The organism is Edaphosphingomonas haloaromaticamans, assembly GCF_001853345.1.
Classification (GTDB): Bacteria; Pseudomonadota; Alphaproteobacteria; order Sphingomonadales; family Sphingomonadaceae; genus Sphingomonas_E; species Sphingomonas_E fennica.
In genome coordinates this window covers 3302347-3319619 of sequence record NZ_MIPT01000001.1, presented here as the reverse complement: position 1 = coordinate 3319619, position 17273 = coordinate 3302347, and the positions used below count along the sequence as shown (strand labels likewise).

Annotated in this window: 16 protein-coding genes; 13 read left to right on the top strand and 3 right to left on the bottom strand. The window is 65.9% G+C overall.

Annotated features, from left to right (window positions below):
- The first annotated feature begins 7 nt into the window (after positions 1-7).
- The 8 genes from BHE75_RS15350 (at position 8) to BHE75_RS15320 (ending at position 9861) form a co-directional block, all read left to right on the top strand.
- Positions 8-1717, top strand: a complete 1710-nt coding sequence (locus BHE75_RS15350; RefSeq protein ID WP_139181739.1) for a hypothetical protein — start codon at positions 8-10, stop codon at positions 1715-1717.
- 385 nt (positions 1718-2102) lie between these two features.
- The gene (locus tag BHE75_RS15345; RefSeq protein ID WP_084653465.1) at positions 2103-2654 is read left to right on the top strand and encodes a TnsA endonuclease N-terminal domain-containing protein; all 552 of its coding nucleotides are present in this window, start codon (positions 2103-2105) and stop codon (positions 2652-2654) included.
- Positions 2651-4318, top strand: coding sequence for a Mu transposase C-terminal domain-containing protein (locus tag BHE75_RS15340; protein ID WP_070934381.1), 1668 nt, complete (start codon positions 2651-2653; stop codon positions 4316-4318). Before BHE75_RS15345 ends, BHE75_RS15340 begins: the two co-directional genes overlap by 4 nt.
- Positions 4309-5220 carry a TniB family NTP-binding protein gene (locus tag BHE75_RS15335; RefSeq protein WP_070934380.1) on the top strand — a complete coding sequence of 304 codons (912 nt, stop codon included), beginning with the start codon at positions 4309-4311 and terminating at the stop codon, positions 5218-5220. Before BHE75_RS15340 ends, BHE75_RS15335 begins: the two co-directional genes overlap by 10 nt.
- Positions 5210-6499: a TniQ family protein gene (locus tag BHE75_RS23370; protein WP_084652988.1), complete on the top strand. Its 1290-nt coding sequence runs from the start codon at positions 5210-5212 to the stop codon at positions 6497-6499. Before BHE75_RS15335 ends, BHE75_RS23370 begins: the two co-directional genes overlap by 11 nt.
- Positions 6500-6938: 439 nt before the next feature.
- On the top strand, positions 6939-8474 hold the full coding sequence (locus BHE75_RS15330) for a hypothetical protein (RefSeq protein WP_070934379.1): 1536 nt from the start codon (positions 6939-6941) through the stop codon (positions 8472-8474).
- Positions 8475-8533: 59 nt separating this feature from the next.
- Complete coding sequence (locus BHE75_RS25365) at positions 8534-9322, top strand: antitoxin Xre/MbcA/ParS-like domain-containing protein (RefSeq protein ID WP_084653248.1); 789 nt, start codon at positions 8534-8536, stop codon at positions 9320-9322.
- Positions 9323-9339: 17 nt separating this feature from the next.
- Positions 9340-9861, top strand: coding sequence for an RES family NAD+ phosphorylase (locus tag BHE75_RS15320; RefSeq protein WP_438830627.1), 522 nt, complete (start codon positions 9340-9342; stop codon positions 9859-9861).
- A gap of 793 nt (positions 9862-10654) precedes the next feature.
- Here the strand turns inward: BHE75_RS15320 and BHE75_RS15315 are convergent.
- Positions 10655-10912: a hypothetical protein gene (locus BHE75_RS15315; RefSeq protein WP_015457652.1), complete on the bottom strand. Its 258-nt coding sequence runs from the start codon at positions 10910-10912 to the stop codon at positions 10655-10657.
- A gap of 113 nt (positions 10913-11025) precedes the next feature.
- The gene (locus BHE75_RS15310; protein ID WP_070934377.1) at positions 11026-11268 is read right to left on the bottom strand and encodes a hypothetical protein; all 243 of its coding nucleotides are present in this window, start codon (positions 11266-11268) and stop codon (positions 11026-11028) included.
- Positions 11269-11482: 214 nt separating this feature from the next.
- Between BHE75_RS15310 and BHE75_RS15305 the strand changes: the two genes are divergently transcribed.
- Complete coding sequence (locus tag BHE75_RS15305; RefSeq protein WP_211314392.1) at positions 11483-11899, top strand: NIPSNAP family protein; 417 nt, start codon at positions 11483-11485, stop codon at positions 11897-11899.
- Between the two features lie 320 nt (positions 11900-12219).
- Here BHE75_RS15305 and BHE75_RS15300 read toward each other — a convergent pair whose 3' ends face one another.
- The gene (locus BHE75_RS15300) at positions 12220-12525 is read right to left on the bottom strand and encodes a hypothetical protein (protein WP_139181737.1); all 306 of its coding nucleotides are present in this window, start codon (positions 12523-12525) and stop codon (positions 12220-12222) included.
- Between the two features lie 161 nt (positions 12526-12686).
- Between BHE75_RS15300 and BHE75_RS15295 the strand changes: the two genes are divergently transcribed.
- Genes BHE75_RS15295 through BHE75_RS15280 form a run of 4 tightly spaced genes read left to right on the top strand, consistent with a single transcriptional unit; the run spans position 12687 to position 17247 of the window.
- Positions 12687-15035: a sensor histidine kinase gene (locus tag BHE75_RS15295; protein WP_139181845.1), complete on the top strand. Its 2349-nt coding sequence runs from the start codon at positions 12687-12689 to the stop codon at positions 15033-15035.
- Positions 15032-15499 carry a tRNA (adenosine(37)-N6)-threonylcarbamoyltransferase complex ATPase subunit type 1 TsaE gene (gene tsaE / locus BHE75_RS15290; protein WP_070934375.1) on the top strand — a complete coding sequence of 156 codons (468 nt, stop codon included), beginning with the start codon at positions 15032-15034 and terminating at the stop codon, positions 15497-15499. The genes BHE75_RS15295 and tsaE overlap by 4 nt, the downstream gene beginning before the upstream one ends.
- Positions 15496-16482: an aminoglycoside phosphotransferase family protein gene (locus tag BHE75_RS15285; RefSeq protein ID WP_070934374.1), complete on the top strand. Its 987-nt coding sequence runs from the start codon at positions 15496-15498 to the stop codon at positions 16480-16482. Before tsaE ends, BHE75_RS15285 begins: the two co-directional genes overlap by 4 nt.
- A 3-nt stretch (positions 16483-16485) precedes the next feature.
- Positions 16486-17247, top strand: coding sequence for a nucleotidyltransferase family protein (locus BHE75_RS15280; protein WP_015457645.1), 762 nt, complete (start codon positions 16486-16488; stop codon positions 17245-17247).
- Positions 17248-17273: the final 26 nt, after the last annotated feature.

Below are 17273 nucleotides of genomic sequence, written 5' to 3'. Positions count from 1 at the left end.
AGCCCGGATGGCGCCCGAGGCCGCGCTCTTGGCCGATGCGCAGCAAGGCGACCGCCGTCGCAAGCCGCAGCCGCAGCCGTTCGCCTGCGGTCACCTTGCTGAAGCTGGTGCTCTCACCGCCCTTTATCAGGGCCAGCGTTGCGTTCGATCCGAGTTTGACAGCCTCGAGCATCCTGACCCCCAGGCGCTGCGCCAAGGAGAGGATTTCCTCGCTCAGCCGTTGCAATATGTCGCCGCGACTCTCGTCATAGGCTGTCTCAGCCTCCTTGGTGGCGGCGCGCACGAGCGCAAGATCGGGGGAGGGCGCTGGGGTTGCCCCGTCGGTCTTGCGTTCCTTGAGCGCTCCCTCAAGGCGCGCAACGGCGAGCTCCGCGTCACGCCGTTGCTGAAAGGTCGTGCCCGTCGCCGCTTTCTCCAGCGCCTTGCGCGCCGCATCGACCGCTTTGCTTGCGGCATCGGCAAGCCGACGCAGCGAACCCTCATGCGCGACGGCACGCTCGACGGCGGCACTGGACGCTTGCGCTCGTCGTTCGCCCGCCTCGATGGTCTCGCTCACCCCCTCCATCGTTTCGACGGGAATATGCTCGGCGCACAGCGAGCAGTTGAGGTCTACGCTCTCTCGCTTGATGCGCTCGCCCGATACCTTCGCCTCACAGCGCGGGCAGCATACCGGCTCCAGTCCGTTGAAGAATTGCTCGGCGACGACGTTCTCGCGGAAACGGCACTACGCCTCTACTTCGACGCATGGGATCGCCTACGCGTTATCCTGAATGATTGGGATAGCCGTATCCCGGACGCGCCATTCGCCAAGCCCATCCCCGATATGTGGAAGGAGGAGGCAGACGCCTATCTGGAGGATTGCCAAACCGACCTGCAGGCGATCATCGCGGTCATCCAGCAATCAAACGAACTCGCGCTCAAAGCCCGGCTCTGTGCGGTTAGCCCCTACCTCCTGCTGCTGGAAAATCCCATTCCGTTAAGCGCCGACCCCAAGCCGCTCGACTTCTTCGATCTTCGGACGATCGACGCGCAGCGGTTGAGGCAGGCGGTCAACACACTGTGTCCGAAGCCACTCCCTCCGACCTTCATTACGCGCTACGACAGGCTGCGGAAGATCCGGAACCGATACACCCACCTTGGCCAGATTGGGGCGCCCCTCAATCCTGTCGAGATGCTTGTCGGCCTCATGGATCAGTTCGTCGAGCTCTGGCCAGATCGCGCGTGGCTCAGCGATCGCCTCAGGGTCGCGTATCACGATCGCGAGGCGGGGTTCGGCGACAAGTTTTGGAATCCCGCCTACCGTGTACTGCGGATGTGGGAAGGCGATATGGAGTTTATGCCGCCCGCCAGGTTTCGAGCGTTATTTGGCATCGATCCGAATGTAATACGTTACCTCTGCCATGCCTGCCGCAAGGACGCCGCGACGCGAGAAGGTCTTTATGGCCTAGACGCCCCGACCGCATTTTCAATCGAGGACGGAACGGCAATCCAATGCCTCGCTTGCCAGAAGCCAACCGTCATTGCCCGCGAGCGGTGCGGGCGCCCTACCTGTACGTCCGACATCATGGGCGCAGGCGATCATGACGGCATGTGCCACCTATGTGGACACGAGCGAGGCTCGCCCGCAGACATTGGCGAGCCGGGTGACAATGACGGTTTTTCTTTGTTGCCCACTCTCAACCAATCCGGTCCGAGGGATCGGAGTTTAAGTGGCTAGTTGCTGATGGGTCGGGTGTGGTCGAGGGCTGTGATCGGCCGAGGATGGCAGCTGTCCCGCGTCGAGCGCCTGTAAGCTGCCAGTCCCCTCACAGCCCCTTTTCCGACATGGGCGAGCGAAGAGAGACAGGACTGAAACATAGGATCGGTAATCTTCTCCGCCTACACGAGCGGTGTCAGTTTCCAAGGTTTCGTGAATCGGCGAGAGCCGAAACATGAGTCTTCGTGCGGGCTTCTCCCCGCGATAATATCCAAGGTTTGTGAATCGGCCTGAAAATGTCCAAGGTTGTGCGAACTGAGTCGCATGCAACTTTGGAGGAAAATTGAGGCGCGTTCCGCTCAGCCATCGGTCGCATGTGACTGGCTTCAACGCCGTGCCGACAGGCATGACGGNGCACGAGAGCGCGCNCGAACGCGACTTCGTCACGCTGTCGAGCTTCGCCGATCGCGATGCGAAGANCACGTCGCAGCCGATCACGNTCCGGTTCGAGCATGATGGTGATAGGCGACGATACACGCCCGACTTCCTGTTGGAATGGAGCGACGGCCGCTCGGAACTGGTCGAGGTCAAATATCGGGCGGACCTGCGCGCGGGATGGAAGCGGTTCAGGCCGGCGTTCGCGGCGGGGCGGCGCTGGATCAGGGAGCGCGGTGGAAGCTTCCGGATCGCGACCGACCGGACAGTCCGATGTCCTGCACTGGATGCCGCGAAGCGCCTGCTGCCCTTGCGGAGCGCCACTCTCGATCCTGATCTTGCGAAAACCACGCTGGCGATGGTGCGGACGTTGCGAGATCCGACCTTCCAGGAGTTGGCGAACGCGATGCCGGCGGCGCGGGAAGAAGCGCTTGGCGTGATCTGGCGCATGATCGCACAAGGTATGCTGCGCATCGACGTGTCGGCGCCGATCGTGCCGGCGACACGGATCGGCCTGCCATGACACGGCCGCACCTGCTGAACGTAGACGAGGATGCCTGGGCGGAAGCCCGCCGTTGCTTGCCGGTAGTCAGGATGCTCGCCAACAAGGCCGACCGGACCCGCGCCGAGGTCGAAGTCGCCGCGCGCGAACTGGGCTATGGGCCGACCCATCTCTACAGCCTGTTGCGTCGCTATCTGGACGATCCCCGCCTTACNAGCCTCCTGCCGCGTGCGAGAGGGCCTGCGCCGGGGGGAGCCTTGCTCGATCCGGCGGTTGATACTGTGATCGAAGAGGTAATCGACAGCTNCNACTTGACCCGGCAGCAGCCCCTGATCGCCGACCTTGTGAGGGTCGTTCACGAACGCTGCCATCAGGCCGGCCTTCCGGTGCCGGGCCGCAATACGATCGCTCGCCGGGTAGAGAAGCGTCCCGCCGCCAAGGNGCTCGCCGAGCGGCGTGGCCGCAAGGCTGCGCGCGATCGCTATGGTCCCGTCACCGGCNCGCTGGTCGCGGAATACCCGCTGTCGCTGATCCAGATCGACCATACGCTGGTCGACGTGATCGTGGTGGACACCGAGACGCGGGAGCCGATCCAGCGGCCCTGGCTGACGCTGGCGATTGACGTGGCGACGCGATGCGTGGCGGGCTTCCACCTGTCGCNGGAGCCGCCGTCGGCAACTTCGGTGGCGCTGTGCATCAGCCATGCGGCACTGATGAAGGAAGGCTGGCTGGCGGCGCGGGGCATCGNGGATGAGTGGCCGGTCTATGGAATCCCCGAGCGGCTGCACCTCGACAATGCCAAGGAGTTCAGGTCGGAGGCGCTCAGGCGCGGCTGCCAGGAATATGGCATCGACATCGATTATCGGCCCGTCCGGACACCCCACTATGGCGGGCACATAGAGCGGCTGATCGGCACGATGATGGGCAAGGTCCATCTGCTCCCTGGAACGACCTTCTCCGACATCCGCGTGAAGGGCGACCTCAATCCCGAGAAGACGGCCGCCATGACCATCGACGAGGTGGAGCGCTGGCTCGCCCATGCCATCGCCGGCGTCTATCACCGCAGCCTGCATCGCGGCNTTGGCATGCCGCCGCTGGCGGCGTGGACCAGGGGGATCGCCGGCGATGACAAGGTGCTGGGCCGCGGNGCGCCGACGATGGTGCCCGATCCACGCCGGTTCCTGATCGACTTCCTNCCGATTGCCATGCGCCGGGTCCGGCGCGACGGCATCTCGCTGCACTCGATCCACTACTGGGCCGACGTGCTGCGGACCTGGATCGGCCATCCCGAGCCGATGATCGTGCGCTACGACCCGCGCGATCTCAGCCGCATCTACCTGCTCGGCGAGAACAATCACTATTACGACATCAGCTACCGCGACCTCGGCCGCCCGCCGATCAGCCTGTGGGAGCACCGCCTGGCGCNCAAGCGGTTGCGCGAGGAAGGCCGCGCGCTTGTCGATGAGGCGGCGATCTTCCGCACCATCGCGGCGATGCGGCGGATCGCCGACGATGCCGTGCTGGCGAGCAAGACAGCGCGACGCCAGCGGGCGCGCAGGCTGAGGGTCGTTGATGGCGGTCGGATGGATGATGCGCGCGCCGCGTTGCGCACCGAGGCCGACGATCAGACCGAGGCCCGGCCCTTCAATCTCGACGACATTTATCCGTTCGAGGAATGGTCGTGACCGGGAGTTACGCGCATCTCCATGCCGCGGTTCGGCCGCTGGCCGACGAGGATGCGGCGAGCCGTATCTGGCATATCCGCATGGACAGGTGGATCGGCTACGCTCGGGCGGACGCTGCCGTCGAGGCGCTGGAGGAACTGCTCGACTTCCCGCAGCGCACGCGCATGCCCAATCTCTTGTTGGTCGGGCCGACTAACAACGGCAAGACGATGATCGTCGAGAAGTTCCGGCGCGCATATCCTCGGATCGACGCGACGGACTGCGAGAACCGGGTGGCAAGCGTGCCGGTGCTGTCGGTGCAGATGCCCTCCGCCCCGGACGAGAGCCGGTTCTTCGCCGCCATCCTTGACGAGCTTGGGATGCCGTATGACAACCGAGCGCGTCCCGTCGCTTTGCAGGACGTGGCGGTGCGCACAATGCGGCTGACCGGCGTGCGGATGCTCGTGATCGACGAACTGCACAACCTTCTCTCGGGCTCAAGGTCCAGACAGCGCCAGTTACTCAATCTGCTGCGTTGGCTCGGCAACGAGCTGCGTATCCCGCTGGTCGGGGTCGGCACCGGCGAAGCGTTGCAGGCGATCAACAGTGACGACCAGCTCGTCAGCCGGTTCGAGCCGTTCATGTTGCCGCTGTGGACCGAAGGCGATGCGTATCGCCGCCTGCTCGGGACGCTGGAAGCGGTGCTACCGCTACGACGCCCTTCGAACCTGACCGATCCCGCGCTGTCGGCCAAGATCCTGACTGCGGCCGAAGGCGTGCTCGGCGAGGTGATCGCAATCGTCAATCGTGCCGCCGTGCTGGCAGTCAAANCGGGAACCGAGGCGATCTCGGCACGGCTGATCGACGACNTCCGGTTCATCCCGCTCTCCGAACGCCGTAGGGCCAGCCGCCATGCTCTATGAGGTGACGCCGGTGACGCGACCGCCACCGCGCGTCGTGCCGTTGCCGATCATGGTCGATCCGATGGAGGGAGAGGCCCTGATCTCCTGGTGCCATCGCCTCGCTGCCCGCCTCGGCCTTCGTCTCCACCAGACCGCGCGCATGCTGGGCGTAGACACCAGCGATCCGGCGTGGTGGCATCGTCCCGGCCCGGAAGTGCTCTTGGCGATCTCGCGTCGCACTGGCGTTGGCATGAAGCGCTTACGAGCCATGACCTTCCTCGACTGGAAGGGCTTGTCATCGCAAAGAAATCCCGGTCACATCGTCGGCCGTTGGTCACGGGATCTTGTCAGGCCGAGAGCGGACTGCAGCCCACATTGCGTCGCCTGTCCGCAATGCCTCGTGGACGATCGAGAGCCTTGGGTGCGGCTCGACTGGCTGACGGGATGGGCGTCCTTGTGCCCCGTGCATGGGACAGTGCTCATCGAACGATGCAGGAAATGTCACGCCCCGTTGCGCATGCCTACGCTGGAGGTAAACTATACGCCCACTCTGGGAACCTGCCATAAATGCGGCGCTCGTCATTGTGACGCGCCTTTAACGATCGCCCACCCGCCGGTTCTCGAGCTTCAGGAAAAGATGTTGAGAGCGATGCGGGAGGGTAAAGCCCGCTTCCCCGGTCTGCGAACTTGCGCGTGGTCAACGATGGTGGCCCTTGTAGCCCAAATCNCCTGGACCTTATGGCAATCGAGNGACGGGCGCCGTCGGCTCGTTCTGTTCGTCCGGATCGCGCAGGAACTCGGTCTGCCACCGACCCAATCAGGGTCGGGGAGCCGGGCTTATGAGTTGATGCTGATACTCGTCTGGATGTTGCGAAAACCTTCGGAACGATGGTCTGTCATCCTTGGGGTAAAGCCCGACACAGAACAGGCATCGGAAGTCGTTATGCGTCTGCCGATGCGTCAGAGAACACGGTTATTGAACATCCTCTCTGTTGACGCGACCGTGCGCAGACAGGCCTATATGCGAACGCTAAGTGACCCCCTTTGCCAGACCGATTGCTATCCGGACTCCGATACGCTGCAACGGCACGGTGCCGTCGCCACGAGCGAACCGATATATCGAAAGCTGCTGGCCATCGCCCGTTGCCGCGAGGGCGCCTCGGTCGAGGCGATAGTCGATGAGAGCAACCACCGGCGCCACAGGGTCGATCGATGGTGGCACAAATACCGGCCTGAAACCGAACACAAAGCCATCGCTGAATCTGCTTCCCCATCTCGCAATCCCTTGGCCAAGGTTTAACGAATCGAGTCCGCAAAACCTTGGACCAATACGCGATCCTTGGACCCGGTTCGCGAAACCTCGGAAAGCGACAAGCGGCCTTCTTGTGAGCAGGCCGATGGCCAGCGCCCGGGTTGACTCTATGTTCCATTTTTGTTCTGATGCAGTACATGGTCCGATTCGATGACGAAACGCCTTCACTGCACCTCGAAGTCGTGCTTTCCGGTGCGATGCCCGTTCTACTGGACGGTTTGACCGCCTCGGATCGGTATCGCCGGCACGTTACGATGGCGAGGTGGCGCGGCATCTGGTCGAAAGGCTTCGTTATTCCGACATCCACTGCGATAACGGGGTACTGGCGTTTCATCATCCAACGCTCTTTCCGCAGAGTCTCAGTCCGATCGGCTGATCGCGGCTGGAAGTCGCGATAGTCGTGCACGGATGGTCGGGGAGTGAGCGGATGGATCGGAGGTGGCGTGAAGTCACCATCCAGATACCGGACCTGGCCTCCTTCGATGATGAGGCGCTCGAACGGCATTTTCCCGAGAGGGACGGACGTTGGAGCGCCCAGACCAGGACCGCGCTCGGTACTTTCGGCGTCGACAAGCTGGATCTCGATGAGAATTGGGCATCGGTCTGGCCGGGCTGGGAATGCCCGGCGTGCCGCCGGAAGAAGCCTGAGCTTTTCCGGCTGACGGGCAACGGTGTCCTGCTGGCGCGTTTGGACATCCATCACGATCATCTGGAAGACGTGCTCAAGGAACGGTTGCGCACGAGGACCGCATCGGACTGGATCAACCATGTCCGGCCCGAAGTGCGGCACTTCGAAAAGCTTGGCTCGAAACTCTTCGCTCGCTTCGCACCGAGCCTGGTCTGCATCGACTGCAACGCGGCCGATGGAAGGGTAAAGAATCGCTGGAAGCAGATTCCCAAGGATTTCAGCTTCCGGCCCAGCGAGATTGGTCAATTCGTCAAGGTCCGGCCTAATGCGGAGCATGTCGTCGATGAGGCGGTGGCCTTGCAGATTTTCGAGGCTGAGCGCGAGGATTTCCTCAAGCGCGGCCGGTTCATCGATATGTTCTTCGATATCATCACCCAGGGAGAAATGCCGCAGGAGCGCGGTAATCTACCTTTGGCGGGGGCACCCAGCCCGCTCGGGATGATGGCCTATCTGCATAATGCGATCCGATGGTCCGATCGGGAGCAATATGGGGAAATCTCCCGCGACCTCGACGCGTTCACGCTGCGATCCGTCTCGCGCGCCGGCGTTGCTTCCAACGGGGCCAAGCGAAAACCGCAACAGGTCAAGATTCCGTCACCGGAAGAGATTGCGGCACATGATGGTGGTGGTGCCCCGAACCTTTGGAATTCGGTCGATTCCGGTTGGCGTTGCCCGGCCTGCCGGCGCGCAAAAGCCGAGATCATCCGGACGTCCAACAACGCGAAGCGCAAATGGTCCGGCAAGCTGCTTTGGCATCACGAATTCATCCTCGTCGACGGGTATGACGATGACGAACATCGTGAATGGATCGATCGGCACGATGAGCTGCTGATCTGCGGGGACTGCGCCAACATTCTGCCGGCCGTGAAACAGCGGGAGCCCAGCCTGTCGCGATCCGACGTGCTGTTCCAGCTCAGGGACATGCGGGCCGTCGCCACGGTTGCGCCACACCAGCCCCACCAGATCGATTGGGATCAGGCGAAACAGCGCACGACGGATAGCGTCGCCCTGCACGAACTGACCGGTCCCTATTGGGATCACTATCACGCCGCGGTCGGCTGCCGCGCGCGTTATCGGGACTATCTCGCCTGTTATGAGAACAACGAGCGCTGCGCCTGGGGCCGCCTGCGGTCCCATTATATCAACAACGAGGTTGTCGATCCGAATGAGGTCGACAAGCACCTGCATTTCCTGATGGCCGAGGCGGAGCGCATCGGACACGAGGACCGCTATGGGAAGCGCGCGGAGCCCCAGACCGAGGATGCGCAGCCATGAGGCTTCGATAGGAGAGCAGAGCCGAAGATCGGACATACCGGACATTCTGGACAAAACGGATGGTTATCGCTATATCCAGCCTGGAAGGAGCGATGACCATGGCGACCCAGTTGCACGGTACCGATACCCGCGCCGGCGTGCGTCGATTGGTGGCGAGCGAGGTGAATGAAGCGCTCACGCGCCAGCCCGGCCTTGCCAAGTCAGCGGCTGCCAACACGGCGCAGATCGTCGCCGCCGTCGCCGCCGTCGTCATCGCGCTGCCCCCGGCACAGCAGAAACGGCTGAAGAGCAAGAGCGCTGACGTCGCCGACATGATCGCTGCCCTAGCCCGGGAGGATGTACCTGCCCGGATCGAAATCCCCGAGCCGACTGAGGTCGAGGCCCGCAAGGGCAGCGGTTTCGACGAGCTGATCGACATCGAGGAAGGCCGGCGCCGGCTGGCCGCTTATGCGACCAAGGTTCCGCTCGAGGATTGGGCGGGGCCGGTCGCCGGATCGAGCATGCTGAGCGATCAGGGCATCGCCCGCTCGACGCTCCATGACTGGCAGAAGCGTGGGCAGGTCGTGGCGCTGCTCACGGGCGCGCGCAAGCACGCCTTTCCGCTCGAGCAGTTCGTCGACGGCCGGCCCGTCGAGGGCATCGCCGACGTGCTCAAGGCCGTCGGCAATCCGCGCCGTGCCTGGCTATGGCTGGTCCAGCAAAGCCCGCTGCTCGCCAACAAGCGGCCGATCGACCTGCTCAAGCAGGATCGCAGGGATGAGGTCGTTGACGCGGCCCGGACGGTCTTCGAATATCCGTGNGGTTCGACGCCGCGATATTGCGGGAGCTGGCCGTCGGGATCGACGTGACCGGCTATCTGCGGATCATGGAAGCGCGCCATCGCGCCACGCCGACCGGCATGGGCTATGGGAAGACGCGCTTCTCCAGCCCGACCGATCACTTCACCGTCCTTTATACCGCGCAGGATCTTTCCACCGCGCTTGCCGAGAAGATCATTCGCGATCGTTTCCAGGGCAAGACGGCGCGCGTGCTGCTCGAAGCCGATCTCGACGAACTGGCGGTCGCGAAACTGGCGGCGTTGAGACCGCTCAAGCTGCTCGATCTTCGCACCAGCGGCGCGAGCCGGCTCGGCGTTCCGACCGATGCTGTGCGCGGCCGGGCGCAACAGGCGGGACGCAGATTCAGCCAGCACCTCTATGACGCGACCGATTTCGACGGCATCGTCTATATGTCCCGGATCACGAACGCCGAGTGCATCGCAATCTACGATCGCGCAATTTCCAAGCTCGATCCAACCTGCCTAGTCGTAGACCTGCTCCGGATCGCGGGGCTTGTCGCTGCGCTCAATTCGCTGAACGTGTCCGTCATAGGCATGATGGCCACCTGATGCCGTCACAAAATCAAATGCGGATAGAAACAAGGTATGCCTTGCTTAGTTCGCACATCTCTTAAAGCTAAAGCTTTATGAGAGTGCCTTTCCGGTGAAGGGCATGACTAGCTAGAGCCAGCCCACACCCATCCTTCGGCGGCCATGCATCGCTGATCCACGGCGCCACCTCGCCGGGAGGCCCGCTGCAATACCATTGGATATCATCCCCCTCTTCGCGCACCCAGGCGACTAAACCGCACGCTTCTCGAAAAGAGAAGGAAACGATCGCTTCATCGGGTCCGCACCACCGGATATTGGCAAGCGCCGACCAAAGATCGACGCCGCATGCGCCATCGGCTCTCACCCGCTCTCCAACGGCCCGATCGACAGCCGCTTCGAATTGCTTGATGGCTCGATGGATTCGTCGGCTTGGAACGCCTGCAAAATCACTTCTGCTGAAAAAGGGGAAAGTTTGTTCCTCTTCGGTTGCCGTCCGCTCCTAGCCCCACTCGAGAGGTAAGGGAATTGCAGACTCGGGCATGGCCGTCGTCCTGAAACCAAGCCGGTGTCGTTTCACTGCGCGCGCCCACGCATGATCTCCAAACGGAAAGCAAGGGATAGCGTTAAAATTCCAAGCCTCCGCTAGCGCGCGCCACAATGCGATATTCTCCTTAGTGCGATGTTTGCTATATGGTTGCCGCGCAAAAGTCGGCCTCGGGAAAGTCGGCTATTTTCAACACGAATTCAGCATGTTACAACCACTTTGGAAGTGGTGTCTGGTATTTCCGCTACATCCGCCGATAGGCGGCGGTCAGGACCCGGCTTCCGCCTGGGGCGGGGGGATGTCGGCGATCAGGCGCTTGCCCGTCGGGTCGATGCGGAAGGTCGTGCACAGAAGGTCCAGCGCCATCTCGGCCTCGCGTCCCTCGAGCGCGATCAGCGCATAGGCCGTTCCCTCGCCGGGCTGGGGGATCGGCACCGGCGCGGCGGAAATATTGTCGCGGTCGACGATCGACGCGGCGATGATGACGCCACGGGAATCGTGCACGGCATGCAGTTCCTTCGGCATTTCCGGTCTCCTGGGCCGATTTCGGGGCAGATGGCATCGTCCTCCGGCCCCGGGATCGTGTTGAACAAGGGATCTGCCGGAACCGGCCCGGTTCGATCGGAACCGGGCCGGCCCTAGGCGCGCAGCGCGGCGAAGACGATCATCATGTCGTCCGACGCCCGCGTCTCCATCACCTCGGTCTGGCCGCTGCCGTCGACATAGGTGTAGAGCGTTTCCCAGCGGAGCGTGGCCGATCGCAGGACGACAGCGGGGCGCACCGTGAAGCCCCAATAGGCATCGCCGGTGCCGAGCTTCCAGAACCAGGCCACCTGGCTCGCGGCGCGCTGGAAGACCTGGGCGGTGATGAAGGTAGCCATGTCTGGACTCCGTGCATGGGTGCGGGGAGAGCCTGGGCACGGCCGGGATTCATAGCACGGCGGCGCGCCATCCGATAGCGGCCGAGGCACCCATGCCGCCACGGGGGAGGGCACCGAACCTGATCGCCGGCGATCGGCCGTGGCGAGCCATAGCTGCGACGGAAGGGCCGGCCGCGCCTTGCATCGGATCGCGAATTGCCATGCAATCCGGGGCATGAAGGCGGTTGCGCGGTTCCTCTGCATGGCGGCGCTGTTGCTCGCGCCGCTTGCCCCCGTCCCGGCGAGCGAGGGCGCGGCCCCGCCCGTCTACGAACTGCGCACCTATCGCATCCCGGCCGCCAACAAGGCGCATTTCCACGCCCGCTTCCGCGACCAGTGCATCCCGATCATGAAGAAATATGGGTTCGACATCGTCTTCACCGCCGATGGCGGAACCCCCGAAGCGCCCGAATTCGTCTATCTGCTGCGCTGGAAGGATGAAGGGACGAAGGCGGCAACATGGCGCGCCTTCCTCGCCGACCCCGACTGGATCAGGATCAAGCGCGAAACGGCCGCCCGATACGGCACGCTGGTGGAGGATACCGCCAGCGAGGCGCTGGCGCTGACGGACTATTCGCCCCCGCTTCCCTGACGAACCGCACGACATGCCGGTCCGATGGCCTGTTCTCCGCATCGGCGCGCTCGACCGGACTCACGGAGCGGCGTGCCCGATGGGCCGGAATGCCAAGGAGAGCGGGCATTCCACCAACCCCATCGTCATTCCTGCGAAGGCGGGAGCCGAAGGCCGACGCAGCTAATCCATTGTGCCGGGCGCCATCGATCCCATCGAGCCCGCCGCGCCCAGGGATAAGCCGCGCCGGCCTCCTGTGCCCCGCCTGTCGCGCGATGGACCTTGAAACAAGTCAGGGTGGCGGCCTCTCCGCCTGGCCGGAAACCCGTCGCCCTTTCGTCCTAATCCCGCTCGGGCGGATCGATATGCACCCAAGCGGCGGGGTCGTCCGCGCGGCGGCCGTCGGGCAGGGGGACGTCGCCTTCCTCGTCCGGGCCTTGCCAGTCCTGTCCCGGCCGGCGGGGGCTTTCGCCGGGATAGGGCACGGCGCCGGTGCGGGCGCGCACGATCGGCAGGTGATCGCGGATCGCCGCCTCGCTCCGGCCCAGCCGGCGGGCGATCACGTCCGGCGCCATGCCGGCGGCGTCCATGCTTTGCATCAGATCGAGGTCGGTATCCGTCCATTCCAGATCGTCGCTGCCGGGCATGGCCGATCCCTCCATCCGCTTCATCGCAGGGTGCGATTGTGACGCCATGTTCCCATGACGCGCTTTGCGCTTCAACCGGGGACGATCAGGCTTTAAGGCAATGCCATGGGTCTCGCACGGGGAGACGGCCCGCGTCTTTTCGCGAGAGGCCGGCAATGATCATGCTCAGCCAGGGGGCGGCCGCGCTTGTCGCGGGGCTGGGCGCCGCCTGGCTGGCGGCGGCCGGCTGGGCCACCGTGGTCGGCCTGCGCCGCGCCGCGCGGGCGACGATCGCGGAGGCCGCGTGCGATCGCTATGCCGAGCTTGTCGCCGGGGCGCCCGCCGTTCCGGTGCTGGTGGAGCCCGATGGCCGGATCGATGCCGGCGAAAGGCTGGCCGACTGGCTGGGCCTTTCCGTGGTGCCGCGCACCGTGGAGGAATTTGGCGGCCCCGAAGGCGGGCTGGAGCCGGCCGATGCGGAGGCATTGGCGGAGGCGGTGCGGGCGACGCAGCGCAGCGGCGCGCCCTTCCACCGCACCTTCCGCGTCCGGGGATCGACCCGCGTGCTGGTGGCGCGCGGCCGGCCGGGCATGGCGGCCGGCCGGGTGGTGCTGTGGCTCTATGACAATACCGACAGCGAGGAGGAGATCGCCCGCCTGCGCGACGGCGCCGGCCGGCTGGCGCGCGCGCTGGAATCGCTTTCCGCGCTGATCGAGGCGGCGCCTTTCCCGATGTGGCATCGCGGGCCGGACCTCAGGCTGGCGCTGGTCAACGGCCGCTATGTGGAGGCGGTGGAGGGGCGCGACGCGGCCGAGGTGATATCGCGCGGGCTGGAGCTGGNGGAGGCGGCGAGCGACGGCATCGGCCCGATGGCGGCGGCGGCGGCGGCGCGCGACGGGGCCGAGCCCCGCGTGCGCACGGTGCCCGCCACCATCGCCGGCGAACGGCGGATGGTGCGCATCGTCGATGTGCCCCTGGGCGAGGCCGGGGTGGCCGGCTACGCCTTCGACGTGGGCGAGCTGGAGGAGGCGCGCGCGGACCTCGCCCGCTTCGCCCGCGCCCAGCGCGTGCTGCTGGATCATCTTTCCGCCGGCGTCGCCCGGTTCGGCGCGGACCGGCATCTGGCCTTCTGCAACCAGCCCTTCCAGCGCATGTTCGCGATGGAGCCGGAATGGCTGGCCGACCGGCCCGAATTCGATCGCGTGCTGGAACGGATGCGCGAGGCGAACCGCGCGCCGGAAAGCCGCGATTTCCCCGGCTGGAAGAAGGAACGGCGCGGCTGGTTCCAGGATGCGGGCGAGGCGGTGGAGGAAAGCTGGCTGCTGCCCGGCGGCGCCCATCTGCGCGTCGTCGCCCAGCCCATGCCCGATGGCGGCCTGCTGACCATCTTCGAGGACCGGACCGAGCAGATCCAGCTCGCCAGCGCGCGCGATACGCTGCTGCGGGTGCGCAGCGCGATGTTCGACAATCTGTTCGAGGCGATCGGCGTGTTCGCGGCGGACGGGCGGTTGCAGCTCTGGAACAACCGCTTCAAGGATGTGTGGCAGCTTTCGGAGGCGGAGCTGGCGCGCAACCCCAGGGTGGACGCGCTGGTGGAGGTCGTCGCCCGCCGGCTGGTCAACCCGGCGCGCGCCAGCCTGATCCGGGAACTGGTGCGCATCGCCACGGTGGAGCGCCAGCAGCGTTCCGGCAACGTCGCCTTCGCCGATGGCCGCAATTTCGAATTCGCCGCCGTTCCGCTGCCGGACGGCAATGCGCTGTTCACCATGCTGGACGTGACGGACAGCCGCCGCATCGAACGGATGCTGCGCGACCGCAACGAGGCGCTGGAGGAGGCGGACCGGTTGAAGAACGCCTTCGTCGCCAGCATGAGCTACGAGCTGCGCACGCCGCTGACGACGATCGGCGGCTTCGCCGAGATGCTGGCGGGCGGCTATGCCGGCGCGCTGGAGCCCGTGGCCCATGATTATGTGGCGGCGATCCTCGAATCGGTCGCGCGGCTGGGGGCGCTGATCGACGACGTGCTCGACCTCACCGATTTCGAGGCGGGCGGGCTGGAGATGGATGACGATCCCGTCGACCTCGAAGCCCTGCTGCGCGATGCCGCCGCCGCGATCGCCGATGCCGCGAAGGCGCGGCCGCTGGAATTTTCCGTGCAGGTCGATGCCGCCGTGGGCAGGGTGACGGGCGACAAGCGCCGGCTGCGGCAGGCGGTGGACCATCTGCTGCGCAACGCGGTGCTCTACACGCCGGCGGGCGGGCGCATCCTGCTGCAGGGCGGGGGCGACGCCACGAGCGCGCGGATCGTCGTTTCCGACAATGGCGAGGGGATCGCGGCCGAGGATCGCGACCGCATCTTCAGCCGCTTCCACCGCACGCCGGGCGAGCGGGCGGCGGAGGGGCGGCCGGCGGCGGGGCTGGGCCTGCCGCTCACCCGCCAGTTCGTGCAGTCCCATGGCGGCACGCTGGAGCTGGTGTCCGAACCCGGCGAGGGATCGACCTTCATCATCAACCTGCCGAGGATGCAATGACGGGGCTGCCGCTTGCGGATGTCGCCGCCACCGAGGCGGCGGGCGCGGCGCTGGGCCGGCTGCTGCGCGCGGGCGACGTGGTGGCGCTGCACGGCGATCTCGGCGCGGGCAAGACCAGCCTCGCGCGCGGCGCGCTGGCGGCGCTGGGGCTGGCGGAGGAGGCGCCGTCGCCCAGCTTCGCGATCGTCCAGGCCTATGACCGGCCGGACGTCTCGCTGCCGGTGTGGCATGTCGATCTCTACCGGCTGGAGGATGCCGGGGAGGCGGCCGAGCTGGGGCTGGACGAGGCGCTGGAGGACGGCGCGCTGCTGATCGAGTGGGCGGAGCGGCTGGGCGATCGCCTATGGCCCGATACGCTCCACCTCACCCTGGAGACGACGCCGGACGGCGCGCGCCGCTTGACTTGGGCGGTGCCCGCGGCATGGGAGGGGCGTTGGCCCCCGAGCGAGTTTTCCGCCGCATGATCCCTCCCGCCGCCGCCCCCGATTTCCTCGCCCGCCATGGCTGGGGAGGGGCGGAAATCCTGCCGCTGGCCGGTGACGCCAGCTTCCGCCGCTATTTCCGCGTCGTGGCGCCGGGCCGCAGCGCGGTGCTGATGGACGCGCCGCCGGACAAGGAGGATATCGGCCCCTTCCTCGCGATCGCGACGGAGCTGGACGCGCGCGGCCTTTCCGCCCCCCAGGCGCTGGCGGTGGACCGCGATCGGGGCCTGCTGCTGCTGGAGGATTTCGGCGACCGGCTGGTCGGCCCCGTGCTCCGCGCCGATCCCGCGCCGGAGCGCGCCATCTATGCCGATGCGATCCGCGTGCTCGCGGCGCTGGCGGGGGATGCCGCGCCCGCTGGCCTGCCGGCCTATGACGCGGCGGTGATGACGCGCGAGGTGCGGCTGTTCACCGAATGGTATGCCCCCGCCGTGGGGCTGACGGTGGACGAGGCCGGCTTCGACGCCGCCTGGGAGGCGGCGTGGGGCGAGGTGCTGGCGGCGGTGGACGACGCCCCGGTGCTGGTGCTGCGCGATTATCATGCCGAAAATCTGCTGCTGCTCGATCGCCCCGGCCTGAAGCGGCTGGGCCTGCTCGATTTCCAGGACGCGCTGGCCGGCCACCCGGCCTATGATCTCGTCTCCCTCCTCCAGGATGCCCGGCGCGACGTTTCGCCCGCGCTGGAGGAAGCGATGCTGGCCGAATATCTCGCCGCCCGCCCCGGCATCGATCCCGAAGGTTTCCGCGCGCATTACGAGATATTGGGCGCGCAGCGGAACACCAAGATCCTCGGCATCTTCACCCGCCTGTGGCGGCGGGACGGCAAGGCCGGCTACCTGGCCTACCAGCCCCGCGTCTGGGGCTATCTGGAGCGCAACCTCGCCCATCCGGCGCTGGCGCCGGTGGCCCGCTGGTTCGATGCCAATGTGCCCGCGTCGGCGCGGGCGGCGCACTGGAAAGGCTGATCCATGGCCCTTTATGCCAAGCCCCTGTCGCTGCGCCCCAATGCGGGTGCCACGCATATCCGCACGGCGATGGTGATGGCCGCCGGCCTCGGCAAGCGGATGCGGCCGTTGACGGCCACCCGGCCGAAGCCGCTGGTGGAGGTGGCGGGCAAGCCGCTGCTGGATCATGTGCTGGATCATCTCCGCGCCGCCGGCATCCGGCGCGTGGTGGTGAACGTCCATTATCTCGCCGATGCGCTGGAGGCGCATCTCCGCCGCATGGCCGGCGACATGGAGATACTGATCTCCGACGAGCGGGGGCAGCTCCTCGAAACCGGCGGCGGCGTGGCAAAGGCGCTGCCCCTGATCGAGGACGATCATTTCCTGGTCGTCAACAGCGACAATCTCTGGGTGGATGGCCCGGTGGACGCGATCCGCCTGCTGGACCAGCGCTGGGATGACGCGGCGATGGACGCGCTGCTGCTGGTGGTGCCGCAGGCCCGCGCGCACTGCCATTCGGGGCTGGGCGATTTCCACATGGATGCGGCCGGGCGGCTGGCGCGGCGGCGGCCGGGCAAGGTGGCGCCCTTCGTGTTCACCGGCATCCAGCTCGTTTCCCGCCGCCTGTTCGCCGATGCGCCGGAAGGGCCTTTCTCCACCAACATCCTGTGGGATCGGGCGATCGCGGCCGGCCGCGCCTTCGGCGTCGTCCATCAGGGCCTGTGGTTCGATGTCGGCACGCCGGCCGCGATCGCGCGGACCGAAGCCCTGCTGGCGACGGGGTGAGCGGAGGCGCGATGAACGCGGGGCGG

Bases quoted from the DNA above. Each gene is read 5' to 3' on its own strand.
- BHE75_RS15350 (WP_139181739.1), top strand. From the start codon at position 8: ATGGCGCCCGAGGCCGCGCTCTTGGCCGATGCGCAGCAAGGCGACCGC.
- BHE75_RS15330 (WP_070934379.1), top strand. From the start codon at position 6,939: ATGGATCGGAGGTGGCGTGAAGTCACCATCCAGATACCGGACCTGGCC.
- BHE75_RS15320 (WP_438830627.1), top strand. From the start codon at position 9,340: ATGGAAGCGCGCCATCGCGCCACGCCGACCGGCATGGGCTATGGGAAG.
- BHE75_RS15315 (WP_015457652.1), bottom strand. From the start codon at position 10,912: ATGCCGAAGGAACTGCATGCCGTGCACGATTCCCGTGGCGTCATCATC.
- BHE75_RS15310 (WP_070934377.1), bottom strand. From the start codon at position 11,268: ATGGCTACCTTCATCACCGCCCAGGTCTTCCAGCGCGCCGCGAGCCAG.
- BHE75_RS15305 (WP_211314392.1), top strand. From the start codon at position 11,483: ATGAAGGCGGTTGCGCGGTTCCTCTGCATGGCGGCGCTGTTGCTCGCG.
- BHE75_RS15300 (WP_139181737.1), bottom strand. From the start codon at position 12,525: ATGCCCGGCAGCGACGATCTGGAATGGACGGATACCGACCTCGATCTG.
- tsaE (WP_070934375.1), top strand. From the start codon at position 15,032: ATGACGGGGCTGCCGCTTGCGGATGTCGCCGCCACCGAGGCGGCGGGC.
- BHE75_RS15285 (WP_070934374.1), top strand. From the start codon at position 15,496: ATGATCCCTCCCGCCGCCGCCCCCGATTTCCTCGCCCGCCATGGCTGG.
- BHE75_RS15280 (WP_015457645.1), top strand. From the start codon at position 16,486: ATGGCCCTTTATGCCAAGCCCCTGTCGCTGCGCCCCAATGCGGGTGCC.